The 11303-nt window shown below is 71.6% G+C and carries 13 protein-coding genes; 3 read left to right on the top strand and 10 right to left on the bottom strand.

Annotated features, from left to right (window positions below; translation table 11 throughout):
• Nucleotides 1-221 (bottom strand): hypothetical protein (locus VM681_10445; GenBank protein HVL88403.1); only part of this gene is annotated, 221 nt, incomplete at its 3' end.
• Between the two features lie 96 nt (nt 222-317).
• A complete protein-coding gene (locus VM681_10440; GenBank protein ID HVL88402.1) occupies nt 318-1004 on the bottom strand; it encodes a hypothetical protein in 687 nt (228 codons plus the stop codon).
• Between the two features lie 105 nt (nt 1005-1109).
• Between VM681_10440 and VM681_10435 the strand changes: the two genes are divergently transcribed.
• Complete coding sequence (locus tag VM681_10435; protein HVL88401.1) at nt 1110-1313, top strand: hypothetical protein; 204 nt, start codon at nt 1110-1112, stop codon at nt 1311-1313.
• Here the strand turns inward: VM681_10435 and VM681_10430 are convergent.
• The 6 genes from VM681_10430 to VM681_10405 are packed head-to-tail and all read right to left on the bottom strand — an operon-like array spanning nt 1310 to nt 6073.
• Entirely contained in the window at nt 1310-1744 is a 435-nt protein-coding gene (locus VM681_10430; GenBank protein ID HVL88400.1) for a thioesterase family protein, read from the bottom strand. The genes VM681_10435 and VM681_10430 overlap by 4 nt on opposite strands.
• Nucleotides 1741-2328 (bottom strand): HAD-IIIA family hydrolase, encoded by a 588-nt coding sequence (locus VM681_10425; GenBank protein HVL88399.1) that lies wholly within the window; start codon nt 2326-2328, stop codon nt 1741-1743. Before VM681_10425 ends, VM681_10430 begins: the two co-directional genes overlap by 4 nt.
• Nucleotides 2329-2335: 7 nt before the next feature.
• On the bottom strand, nt 2336-3007 hold the full coding sequence (locus VM681_10420) for an NUDIX domain-containing protein (protein ID HVL88398.1): 672 nt from the start codon (nt 3005-3007) through the stop codon (nt 2336-2338).
• A 49-nt stretch (nt 3008-3056) separates the two neighbouring features.
• Nucleotides 3057-4013, bottom strand: coding sequence for a transketolase C-terminal domain-containing protein (locus VM681_10415; GenBank protein ID HVL88397.1), 957 nt, complete (start codon nt 4011-4013; stop codon nt 3057-3059).
• Entirely contained in the window at nt 4013-4843 is an 831-nt protein-coding gene (locus tag VM681_10410; GenBank protein HVL88396.1) for a transketolase, read from the bottom strand. The genes VM681_10415 and VM681_10410 overlap by 1 nt, the downstream gene beginning before the upstream one ends.
• Before the next feature lie 51 nt (nt 4844-4894).
• Nucleotides 4895-6073 carry a helix-turn-helix domain-containing protein gene (locus VM681_10405; protein HVL88395.1) on the bottom strand — a complete coding sequence of 393 codons (1179 nt, stop codon included), beginning with the start codon at nt 6071-6073 and terminating at the stop codon, nt 4895-4897.
• 122 nt (nt 6074-6195) lie between these two features.
• On the opposite strand from VM681_10405, the gene VM681_10400 reads away from it, so the two are divergent.
• Nucleotides 6196-6825 (top strand): 2,5-diamino-6-(ribosylamino)-4(3H)-pyrimidinone 5'-phosphate reductase, encoded by a 630-nt coding sequence (locus tag VM681_10400; protein HVL88394.1) that lies wholly within the window; start codon nt 6196-6198, stop codon nt 6823-6825.
• On the opposite strand, the gene VM681_10395 is transcribed toward VM681_10400, so the two are convergent.
• Nucleotides 6803-7783, bottom strand: coding sequence for a hypothetical protein (locus VM681_10395; GenBank protein HVL88393.1), 981 nt, complete (start codon nt 7781-7783; stop codon nt 6803-6805). The genes VM681_10400 and VM681_10395 overlap by 23 nt on opposite strands.
• A gap of 164 nt (nt 7784-7947) precedes the next feature.
• Here VM681_10395 and VM681_10390 point away from each other — a divergent pair, with 164 nt between their 5' ends.
• The gene (locus VM681_10390; protein HVL88392.1) at nt 7948-10977 is read left to right on the top strand and encodes a hypothetical protein; all 3030 of its coding nucleotides are present in this window, start codon (nt 7948-7950) and stop codon (nt 10975-10977) included.
• On the opposite strand, the gene VM681_10385 is transcribed toward VM681_10390, so the two are convergent.
• Complete coding sequence (locus VM681_10385; protein ID HVL88391.1) at nt 10940-11266, bottom strand: hypothetical protein; 327 nt, start codon at nt 11264-11266, stop codon at nt 10940-10942. The two genes, VM681_10390 and VM681_10385, sit on opposite strands and share 38 nt — an antisense overlap.
• Nucleotides 11267-11303: the final 37 nt, after the last annotated feature.

Below are 11303 nucleotides of genomic sequence, written 5' to 3'. Positions count from 1 at the left end.
GCCGAAGCGTCGGCGTTGCCGTCCCCGGTCGCGGCCATGTCGTCGGAAGCGAGCGCGGCGTTGAGGGAGCCGCCGCCTCCGGCCATCCCACGGACGCTGCCCACGTCGGCGACGTCCAGTTTCCCCGTGGCGCCACCGCCGCCGCCGGCTCCGAGCGCTCCGGAGAGCGCCGCGGCGCCGGGCGCGGCCAGAGCCAGCGCCACGAGGGCGATCGTTCCCATTCCCAACCAGGTTGCGCGCCATTTCATGTTGCAGCACCTGACCTTCCCTTGGCCGGGCGCCGCATTTGAGGCGATTGGATGCCCGCGAGGAATGATCTAGGGGTATCCCGTCCAGCCGCCGAAACCGGAGGCGGAGCCGTAGCCGCCCTGGCTCTCGAGGACCTGCCCCGTCACCGCGTCGAGCTTGACGTACCCGCCGCCGCCACCGCTTGCGTCCCCGCCGCCGCCGGCGATGTGCCATTGGGCGCGCGTCTCTCCCTGCTCGCGGCGGAGGATCTCGGCGATGCCGAAGTTGGACGACTCCACGCCTCGCCGCAAGCCCTCGTTTGCGTCCTTGGCGCGTCGCAGGGCTTCGTCGCTGTTGATCTTCCATTCGCCCACCGGCAGAAGCTCGTTTGTGTCCGAGGCGTCCGTCTCCTCGGCGCGCAGGACCTTTCCGTCCTTGTCCGTGACCACGACGAAGGCCTTCGATTTGCCCGCCGCCTTGAACACGTAGACCCAGACCTCCGTGCGCCCGTCGCCGACGGTGCCGTCGCTTTGCACCCGCGAGCGCTCGCCGGAGGAGAGCCCGAAGCCGCCCCCGCCGGCGAACGCGCCGATCCATGTTCCCTCCGCGCCCACGATCATATACAGGGTTGCGCCCGAGTGCCATTCCTTGGCCCTCGACTCGGCCGGGGGGAGGTTGGCCTGCGCCGTGCCGGCCGCGGCCGACCCCAGGCAGCCCGCTAGGAGAAGGGGAGCGATCGCAAGCGCAAGCGTGGAGGCGCGCAGAAGCCGTCGCATGGCCCGGCTACCGGGCGGTGGGTATATCCTGATTTTGGTTGCGACGTCGAAATCCGGTGCAGCCTTGGCGGAAGGTCGTTGCCGCGACCGCCCCAACGATTCGCGATGAGCCGCCCCGACCTCACCGTCTGCCTGGACGAGTCCTGCCGCTCGCCAAGCGTCGCGAGCCTCGCGGGAAACGATGGGCGCGTGACGTTGCATCCTCACGTTCGCGCGTGGGCGTGCCCCCGCTGCGGGTTCGTGCTTCGGATCGGCGACCTTGCCGCGCGGCGGTCCACCGCGTGCCCGGCGTGCGCCCCGACGGGCTAGGCCGCCGGCGCTTCGCGAAGGGTCGCCCCGTCGGCGATCAGAGCCGCCCGCAGCGTGGCTGGCACGGGCGTCTTCCGGCCCGACGCGTAGTCGTAGCAAACTTGAACCGTCTTTGCCGCCGCGACCGGGCGCTGCGTCCTCGCCTCGCGCACCTCGTAGTCGAGCACGAAGCTCGATGTGCCGACGGAGCTGGGCCGCAACCGAACGACGAGGGTCTCGCCGAAGGTGGCCTGGCTCTTGAAGTCGATCTCCACGCGCGCCAGGATGAAGTCCATCGCGTCGAGCGAATCGATGCCGCGACGGGACCAGTAGTAGTCGGTGCGCGCAATCTCGAGATACGTCGCCACGACTGCGTTGTTGAGGTGGCGCATGGGGTCGCAGTCGCGGAAGCGGATCGGCACCTCGACGGAGAAGGGCCACGCGTCGGTCATGGCGGCGAGGCATCGCGCCCGGGCGCAAGAACCTTGCCGTCGGCGAGGATGCGGTCCACCGCCGAGGAAAGGTCGGGGGCCACGAGATCCGGTCGCGCCCGCGCGATCCCTCGGGCCAGTCGCCGCCTTCGCGCCTCGCTCCCGTAGACGAGCGCCGTGCGCGCGCCAAAGGCGCGACCGGCCAGCACGTCGGTGAGGTTGTCGCCCACCATCCACGAGGCCCCCGGTTCGACGCCAAACTCCCGCTGCGCCGCCACCAGCATGCCCGGCTTGGGCTTGCGGCACTCGCACCCGGCCCACGGGTGATGGCCGCAGAAGTAGAGCTTCGTGACGCGTCCGCCGGCCTCCTCGATCGCCGCGAGGATGCCGCGGTTGATCTCGTCGTTGCGCGCGGGCGAGAGGACCTTCCACCCCATCGCGGTCTTGTTCGTCACGACAAAGACGCGAAGCCCCGCGCGCGTGAGGCGCGCGACGGCGGCGAGCGCGCCGGGCAGGAAGCGAACCTGCGACCAGCGCAGCGGCGTGGGGAAGACGTCCTCGTTGAGGACGCCGTCACGGTCGAGGAACACGGCTCCGTCGGTCATGGCAACCTCAGTGGGCCGGCGGCTCGCTCAGGCGCGCAAGCCCGCGGCCCGTGAGGCTTCCCCCCACGTGCCGGACGGCGTCTTCGAGCGGGAACCAGGCCACGCGAGCGATCTCGTCCTCCTTCAGCCGGAAGTCCTCCGAATGCAGCCTGCCGCGGAACAGGACGGAGAGGAAATGCACCCCGCTGGGCACGACGCCCGACTCCATCGAAACGTAGCGCTCCACCTCGCACGGCACGCCAAGCTCCTCCTCGATCTCGCGGACGATGCACTCGGCGGGGCTCTCGCCGTAGTCGACGTAGCCGCCCGGAAGGCTCCAGCGCCCTTCGAAGAACCCTTGCCGCGGCTCCACGAGGAGGACGTCGGGCGCGTTGGCGGGCCCTTTCGTGAGCGCGACCTTCGCAACGACGCGGATCATCGTGCGGTGCACGGTCGCCTTGGCCAGCTCCTCCACGTCCGTGCGGCCGTGCACGTCGTCCTTCCAGGGCCAGGATTCGGGCGCGCGGTCGAGCACTGGGTGGGCAAAGACGACGGGCGTTCCCTCGACGAGGCCGCGGCGGCTCTCCTTCACGGGAAACGGCAGCGATTCCCCCTCGATGGGCAGGCGCAGGCGGCCGTTTCCGTCGGGCACGAGGTAGAGGCGCCCGTCGTACTCGATGTGCATTCGCGCTTGCGTCATCGTCGCGCCGCCTAGCGCCGCCCGCGCTTATTAGCCCTGCGTCGTCCGGCTACTTGCGCGCGATCGCGGCGCGCGCCGCGGCGGCCACGTGCTTGGCCGTGAGGCCGTACTTTTGGAACAGGTCGGAAGGCTTGCCGCTCTCGCCGAAGGTGTCTTTGACGCCCACGCGGACAAGCGGCGTGGGCCGCGTCTCGGCGAGCACCTCGGCGACGGCGCCGCCAAGTCCGCCGATCACGCTGTGGTCCTCGGCCGTCACGATCGCGCCCGTCTCCTTGGCGCACCGGACGACGAGCTCCGTGTCCAGCGGCTTCACCGTGTGCAGGTTGACGACGCGCGCCCGCGTGCCCTGCGCCGCAAGCTCGTCGTGGGCCTTCAGCGCCTCGTGCACGAGCGGGCCGCAGGCGAGGATCGTGGCGTCCGTGCCGTCGCGGAGGATCTGGCCCTTTCCAAGCTCGAAGCGGTGGTCGTCCCCGAAGAGGACGGGCACCTTGCCCCGCGTGAGGCGGATGTACGTGGGGCCCGGGTTCCGGGCGAGCGCCACGGTGGCCATGCGCGCTTCCGTGGCGTCGGCCGGCACGAGCACCCGCATGTTGGGAAGCGCCCGGTAGATGGCGATGTCCTCGATCGCCTGCGCCGACGAGCCGTCCTCGCCGGTCATGAGTCCCGCGTGCGAGCCGGCGATCTTCACGTCGAGCTTCTGCCGGCAGATCGTGTTCCGGATGGGCTCGAAGGCCCGCTCCGTGAAGATCGCAAACGTGCCGGCGAACACGACCTTGCCGCACGCCGCAAGCCCTGCAGCGGCGCACACCATGTCGCCTTCGCTGATGCCGAAGTTGAAGAACCGGTCCGGGAACTTGTCGCGAAAGCCCGTCTGCAGGAGCGACACGTTGAGGTCCGCTCCGCAGACGACGACGTCGCCGTACCGGTCGCCGGCCTCGAGGAGGCCCTGCCCGTACCCCTCGCGCGTGGCGGCGCTTCCCTTCGTGGCGACGACAGGCGCGGACATCAGCGGCCACCCCCGGCCGCTCCAAGCTCCACGAGCGCCTTCCGGTAGTCGGCCTCGTTGGGGCTCTTGCCGTGGTAGTCGGGGTTGTTCTCCATGTACGAGACGCCCTTGCCCTTCACCGTGTTTGCGACCACGACGCGGGGCTTGCCCTTCACGCGGTCCACGGCTTGCAGCGTCGCGACGAGCGCTCCGACGTCGTGCCCTTCGCACTCGACCGCGTGCCATCCGAACGAGGCGAACTTGGCGGCCACGTTGCCGAGGTCCTTCGTCTCCTTGACGAACCAATCGTTCTGGATGCCGTTGCGGTCGACGATCGCGGTGAGGTTGTCGAGCTTGAAGTGGGCGGCCGTCATGGCCGCCTCCCAGCATTGGCCCTCCTGGAGCTCGCCGTCGCCCAGGAGCACGAACGTGCGCCAGGACTTTCCGTCCATGCGCGCGGCAAGCGCGCAGCCGACGCCAAACGAGAGGCCCTGCCCAAGCGACCCCGCGGAGAACTCCACGCCGGGGACCTTCGTGTCCACGTGGCCCTGCAGGAGGGAGTCGATCGCGCGGAAGCCCTTCGTCTCGTCCTTGGGAAAGAAACCTTTCTCGGCAAGGGCGGCGTAGACGCCCGGGCTTGCGTGGCCCTTGCTCACGATGAACCGGTCGCGGTCGGGCCACGACGGGTTCTTGGGATCGACGCGCAGGACGCCGCCGAAGTACAGCGCGACGAGGATCTCCGTCTCGGAGAAGCTTCCGCCCGGGTGCCCGCTTTGCGCCCGGTAGATCATGTCGAGCGCGGACACGCGGATGCGGCGAGCGATCTCCGTGAGATCCGACGGCGAGGCCATGGACGCGTCAGCACGGGCGTGGCACCATAAAGGTTTGGCATGCGCTTCCGGTCAAGGCCCCGTGAGGGCCCCGTCGATCGCCTCGGCGGCGGGCCGCCCGTCGGGCAGAACAAGGCCCAAGCGCCGGAGGCGGTCCACGTGCCACTTGGCCGTGCTCTTGGGAAGCCCCGCGCGAGCGGCGAGCGCCGACAGCGAGCCCCGCGGATCGCGCGCAAGCGCGCGGACCACGCGGGCCGCCTGCGGGTGCCGCAGCGCAAGCGCCGCGCGCTTGCCAGCGTCCGAGAGGCGTCCGTTGCCGAAGTACCGCAGCCGCGCGCCCACCTCGCGTGCCTCCAGCGCTCCGAACTCGTGAAGGACGCCGAGGTGGTGGGCGGCCGTGCGGTAGTTGATCGAGCATGCGCGCGCGACCTCGTGCGCGGTGGCGCCGGGCCGAGCGGCTACGTGGTCGAGCACCGCGCGGCGCGTCGGGTTCGCAAGTGTGTCGTCGCGCGTGAGGCGCCGGTAGAGACGGGCAAGGGGAGCAAGCGCAAGGGCGAGGCCCACCGCAAGCCACAGCGGCAACGAGGCGCCAGGCGCGGTCTCCGCGCGCAGCGCGTCGGCTGCGTGGACGGAGCGCGCAGGCGCCCGCGCGGCGGGCGGCGCTGCGTCGTCCGCGGCCGCGCGCTCGATCGCGCGCGCGGCCTGCTCGCCCGCCGCACGGAGTATATGCTCGCGAAGGCGAGCCGTGTCGGCGCGGTCGTCGTCGGTCAGACGGGACGTCGCCGTCTCCTCGCCCGCTCCGCAGGCGAGCGCCGGTGGGGGCGCATGGGTGAGCCCGCGAAGCGGATCGACCAGCAGCGCTTCCGTGCTGCAGACGTCTTCACGGGAGACGTCGGGCTCGAAGGCGGGGACCTCCTGGTCCAAGACGGCAAGCGCCGCGCTCGCCTCGCTTCGGAGCTCGTCGAGCGGAAGCGTCGCTTCGTCCGGCTGCGGCGCGGCCGGGATCGCCTCCTCGGCGGCGTCGCGCGCGTGGCCCACGCGCTCCCACGGCTCCAGGTCCTCGGCGCGATCGCGAAGGTACCCCTGGGCGTCGGCGGCATGCTGGCGTACGTCGTCGGGGGTCTTGGTGGGCGGGTCGGGAAGCTTCGCGCTTCCGGCAGACGCAAGGCACAGGAACGCCACGAGGGCAAGCGTCGCCGCGATGGTAGCCCCGGTCGACACGGTTCTCCCCGTGCGCCGTCGTCTTGGCATGCCATAAGCCTTTTCGGGACCGACGGCGGCTTGTGCAAGAAATTTGCACGGCCGGTTTTCCTGCGCAATTGCGCAGTAACCCGTCCGGCAGGCTTTTGGCCGGGAACGCGCCATGGCCGGCGATGCGCGTCACGCTCAACTGCGCCATGAGCGCCGACGGCAAGATCGCCCTGTCGGGCGGCGCCCGGCTTCGCCTCTCCTCGCCGCAGGACAAGAAGCGCGTGCACGAGCTTCGCGCGCGCGTGGACGCGATCCTCGTGGGCGCCGGGACCGTGCTGCGCGACGATCCCGAGCTTCTCGTCGACGAGGAGCTCGTGCCGCGCCCGCATCACCCGCTGCGCGTCGTCCTCGACTCGAACCTTCGCACGCCGCCATCCGCTCGCGTCCTGCGCGGACCGGCCAAGACGCTTGTCTTTTGCGCCAAGGGGCGCGCGCGGCCGCTGGCCGGCGCCGAGGTCGTGGAGGCGGGAAGCGAGCGCGTGGAGCTTCCCCTCGTGCTCGCGGAGCTTGCGGCCCGCGGCGTCGGGTGGCTTCTCGTGGAGGGCGGCGGCCGCGTGCTCGCCTCCTTCCTGCGGCAGCGGCTGGCGGACGAGTTCCTCGTGTACGTCGCGCCCACCGTCGTGGGCGGGGGCGCGCCGACGCCCGCGGACGGCGAGGGGGCGCTTTCGCCGGAGGACGTGGTGCGCCTCGAGCTTCACGAGACGATCCGCCTGGGCGAGGGCATCCTGCTCAAGCATCGCGTGCTGCGGTGAGAGCGTGCGGTTCCTGTGCGACGAGATGCTCGGCGCCTTGTCGCGGTGGCTGCGGCTTTTGGGCGAGGACGCCGCCTACGCCAAGGACCGCGCCGACGAGGCGCTGCTCGCGCAGGCCGCGGCGGAGGACCGCGTGCTGCTGACGCGGGACGCGGCGCTTGCGCGCCGGGCCGGCGGCCGTGGCTTCCTCGTGCGGTCGCTGGATCCGGGCGAGCAGTTGGCCGAGGTCGTGGCGGGTCTTGCGCTCGGGGTTCGGGAGGATCGCTTCCTGTCCCGCTGCACGACGTGCAACGGGGTCCTCCACAAGGTCGACGCTCCCGCGGTCCAAGACGCGGTTCCCGAAGCCGTCCTGCGGCGGGTCGCGGAATTCTGGCGCTGCCAGGCGTGCGGGAAGGTCTATTGGAGAGGGACCCACGCCGCGCGGATCGAAAAGCGGCTCCGGGCGCTTGCGGATTCCCGCGGCGCCGACGGGTGCGGCTAGCGCCTCGTCGCAGCGCCCGCAGGGAAGTCCGGCAAGCGCGCGCGCAAGGCAGGCGCGGCGCGAGGGAACGACGCGCCATTGTCCGTGGCACGCCTCGATCGCGTCGAGGCGCCGCAGTTGACGCAATGCCCACCGCGCGGCGGCGATGGAGACCCGCGCGCGCAGAGCGACTTCGGGAAGCGTCGCGGGCTCGTGAACGATCTCGGCGGCCAGTCGTCGGGCGGAGGCGGCGCGCAGGAGCGGGAGCGCCCGGCGCTGCCATGGGCAGTAGCCCGCGTTGGCTGGGAACGCGCACAGCTCGCGGCCGCCCCGCACGAGGACGACGTGGCCCTCGTGGCAGAGGCGGCGCGCGTGGTAGGCGGCCGTGGAGGGGTCCACTCCAAGGGCGCGCGCGAGCGCGGACAGGGAGGCGCCGGGCATCTCGTTTGCAAGCCGGAGGAAGCGCGAGGCGGTGGGGGAGGTAGCCGTTCCGGCCATGGTTTCTCGTGCCGTTGGGGCCGGAAACGTCTTTTCCCGCCGGAATCGAACGATGAACCCTACGTCGGGGGCCCTGGGGCGATTGCCCGAAGTCCCGGGCGGCGCGCGGGGGACCTCGCGCCTCGCTCTCTTTCTTATGTTCGTTGCGCGCGAAAGGAAGGGGCATGCGGGCGGTGCGGGCGGCAGCCGTGGTCCTGGCCATCCTGGCCGTGCCCTTCCCCGGGGCCTCCTCCCCTGGCCCCGTCGATTCCCTCGCGCCGCCGCCTGCCGTCGCAGCCCCCGATCCGGTCGACCACCGGATCGTCCAGCCGCGCGACGTGGAGGCGCCCGCGCCGGCTGCGCTTGGCCGACCTTCCTCCGTCGGCTGGTCGGGCGGAGCGGGCTACTGGATCCAGATCCGCGCAGGCACCCAAACCTTCCGGACGGCGGCGCTCGTGGGCGTGCCGGCACTCGTGGACGTCCCCGGCTCGCGCCCCGCAGGCGGGCTTGCGGGGAACCTTCCCGATCTTGCAATCACCGCGCTTGCCGTCCCCGACGTCGGCGTCGTGCCGCTTGCGGCGCGCGTCTCGATCGCGAAGGTGGGCTTTGCGTCCACGGGTCCGCTGGAAGTGCTGCTCATCAAGGAGACGGTCTTGCACGGCGTGCAGGCGCGCGTGGCCGTCGGCTACCGCGCGGCCGAGGCGCCCGACTCCTTCGTGCTCTCGCTTCGGCGCGCCGCCGCGGCCACCGGCTACGAGCTGTCGGCGGAGATCGGCGGCGCTCCGGCCGAGCTCACGATCCTGGGCGAGGCCGGCGGGCGCGACGCCGCAAGCCTCGCGCTGTCGCTCTCCCCGCCGCCGGCGCGCCTGTCGGCAAGCGTCGACCACGCGCGCGTGGCATGGGAAGCTTCCGAGTCCACCCTCGCTTCGTTGGGCGCGCGTTGGGGCGAGGCTTCCGCCGCGCGGACGCTTGCCGTGCGCGCGGACTTGCCGCCTTCGCTGGCGCTTTCCCTTGCGCCAAGGGGCGAGGGTTCCTTGCTCTCCCTTCGCGCCGACCGCGCGCTTGCGTCGGTGGAGTTTGCCCATACGTTTCCCGGCGGGTTCCTCTCCGGCGCCGCCTCCGGCGTGCCCGCGCGGCTGGAGGCCGCAATCGCCACGCGGGGCCGCGCGAGCTTCCTGCTCGATGCCGCCTCCCCGTTGGTTGCCCTTGCCGTCGAAAGCGGCGGCGAGCGCTACTTTGCGTTTGACCTTCGGGGCGTTCCCGCGCGGCTGGCCTTCGCCTACGGCGAGGACGGTGTGTCCTACCGGGGCGACGGTCCGATCGCAAGCGCGACCTTTGCCTTCGGCAACGTTCCCGAGTACGCGCACGTCGCGGGCGACTACGTGGCCTACCTTGCAAGCGCCGGGCAGTGGAGCCTCGCGGGCCGGCTGTCGGGGCTTTCCGCGCTCGTCTACGAGCAGGGAGAGGGCGGCTGGTCGCTCGCGATGGACGCTTCGGGCGGCGCGCCCCTTCGAGTGCTCCTGTCCTCCGCGGGAGCGATCCCCACGGAGGCCGACCTGCGGCTCGATGCCCTTCCCGCCCGCCTGCGCCTGGCCGCGTGGGGTTCCGACGCGGAGAGCGCGTTCTCCTACGAGGCCTCGTCCCGCCCGGGCCTCGCCGGCACGATTTGGCGCGGAAGCGTGAAGCCCGCCTTCGCCGACGCGCTGCCCGCGGCGGGCATCGCGTACGTCGTGTCGCGCTTTGGCGATGCGTTTGGTTCCGGATGGGCCGTGAACGTGGACGCCATCCCACGCTCGGTCCGGTCGGTCGTCCGCGAGGTCTTCGAGGAAGCGCCGGCGGCAAGCGTCGCCAAGGCGCGGAACGTCGCCAGCCGCACGGAGTTCCGGGCCGCGGCCCTGCCCGACGACGTCTCCATCGAGGTCGTCCGCGCGACGACGCGAAACGGCCTCGAATCGCGGACGTCGTACGCCGGTTCGTCCGACACGAGCGACCTCACCGTGGAGTATCGCTCGGAGGACCGCGCGCGCGATCGGCGGATGCACGCGGCTGCCCGGATCGCGGTCTTCCCTCGCGACGCTTCCGTCGTCTATGGCGAGGATTCGCTTGCGCTGTCGTTCCCGGGTCCCCTGGACGCCGTCGTCGACCTTGCGGCGGGGCCTTTGGCCGTTGAAAATCCCCTCATGCCGCCTCGCCCCAAGCAGGGCGTGGGAGCCGTCGTGCGCGGGCCCGTCTGGGCCGCGCACGCGGACGTGCGAGGTTTCCCGCAGGAGGTCCGGTTCGCCAAGGAGCAGGGGACAAGCTCGTTTCGTCTTGCCGGGCTTCCCGAGGGCGCCTTCCACCTTGCCCTCGACGCAGACGGGCTTCGCGTGCGCGGGCAGGCGACGCTTCCGGGCGGTTCGGTCCTGGAAGCCTCGGCCGGCGGCGGCGCGGTGCGCCTGCGCCACGCGGGCGACGGTCCTGCCTCCGTCGCCGTTGAGATGGACCGCGCGGGCGGACCGTCGCTTCGCTTTGCGGCGGAGGATCTTCCTTCGGAATTCTCGCTGGAGGCGGGATCGGGCGTCGTGCGGTACGCCGGCAGCGCGCCGGGCGCGCGGCTCTCCTTGCAGGGTGCGCTCTCGGTCCTCGACGACGAGGCCTTGGGTCCCGACGCCCGCATCGCCTTCGAGGCGAGGCTTCCCTCCGCGTTCTCGCTGGAGACGCTCGGCGGACTGCGCATGGCGGCCGACGAGCCCATGTCGTCAAGCCTCCGTCTGTCGGAGGCGCGCGTGCCCGTGGGCCTTGGGCTTCGGTTCCCGTCGAAATCGATCGTGGCGGAGCTTCGGGACGTCCGCGACGTTGGGCTGCGCGCCGGCTTTCCCGCTGTAACGGTCGCCGGCTCGACGGGGTCGGCCCGCGTCGCGCACGAGCCGGCGGGGCCGGCGGGCAACGTCCTTCTCGTCGAGGGCGCGCCCGGCCACGCTCCGGCGGCGCGTTGGAACGGCGCCGAGCTTGCGCTCGACGGCAGCGAGCGTTCCCTTGTCTACGCGCTCAACCCGTGGGTCCTCTTCGAGATCCACCCGGTCTTGGGTGTCCTCGTGTACGGAGGCATCGCGGGGATGGCGTGGTGGGCCTGGCGGAAAAGGCCCGTTCGACGCGCCCTCGCGTGGGCGCGAGGGCCGCGCGCCGGAAACGCCGAGCCTAGCGCCAGCGCGAGTAGCGGTCGAGAAGCGACGTGAGCCGGTCGCACAGGTCGCGCGTGAGGACGCCCTCGTCCACCTTGGACCGAAGGAAGGCCTTCGCGGCGTCGACGTCCTGGTTTTGTCCCTTCGAGCGGGTGCTCGCGTACAAGGAGTTCATCTGTTCGGGCGGAAGCTTGCTTTCCGCGAGGACCTCCTTGAAATCGTACTTGAAATGCGGCTCCCGCCGGACGTCGAGCATCCGTTGCCGGGTCGTGCGATCCGGTCCGCGCCGCGGGGGTCCTCCGGGTTTCAACACCAAGCGGTCGTCTTCTCCAGAGGTTCGCACGGGCGGGGGGGCTACATAAGCGTTTGCGAACGGGGAA

The organism is Candidatus Thermoplasmatota archaeon, from assembly GCA_035541015.1.
Lineage (GTDB): Archaea > Thermoplasmatota > SW-10-69-26 > JACQPN01 > JAIVGT01 > DATLFM01.
This window is presented reverse-complemented; position numbering and strand designations above follow the sequence as displayed.

Coding starts and splice junctions, on each gene's coding strand:
- VM681_10405 (HVL88395.1), bottom strand. CDS start 6,073: ATGCCAAGACGACGGCGCACGGGGAGAACCGTGTCGACCGGGGCTACC.
- VM681_10435 (HVL88401.1), top strand. CDS start 1,110: ATGAGCCGCCCCGACCTCACCGTCTGCCTGGACGAGTCCTGCCGCTCG.
- VM681_10440 (HVL88402.1), bottom strand. CDS start 1,004: ATGCGACGGCTTCTGCGCGCCTCCACGCTTGCGCTTGCGATCGCTCCC.
- VM681_10400 (HVL88394.1), top strand. CDS start 6,196: ATGCGCGTCACGCTCAACTGCGCCATGAGCGCCGACGGCAAGATCGCC.
- VM681_10425 (HVL88399.1), bottom strand. CDS start 2,328: ATGACCGACGGAGCCGTGTTCCTCGACCGTGACGGCGTCCTCAACGAG.
- VM681_10430 (HVL88400.1), bottom strand. CDS start 1,744: ATGACCGACGCGTGGCCCTTCTCCGTCGAGGTGCCGATCCGCTTCCGC.
- VM681_10395 (HVL88393.1), bottom strand. CDS start 7,783: ATGGCCGGAACGGCTACCTCCCCCACCGCCTCGCGCTTCCTCCGGCTT.
- VM681_10410 (HVL88396.1), bottom strand. CDS start 4,843: ATGGCCTCGCCGTCGGATCTCACGGAGATCGCTCGCCGCATCCGCGTG.
- VM681_10415 (HVL88397.1), bottom strand. CDS start 4,013: ATGTCCGCGCCTGTCGTCGCCACGAAGGGAAGCGCCGCCACGCGCGAG.
- VM681_10420 (HVL88398.1), bottom strand. CDS start 3,007: ATGACGCAAGCGCGAATGCACATCGAGTACGACGGGCGCCTCTACCTC.
- VM681_10390 (HVL88392.1), top strand. CDS start 7,948: ATGCGGGCGGTGCGGGCGGCAGCCGTGGTCCTGGCCATCCTGGCCGTG.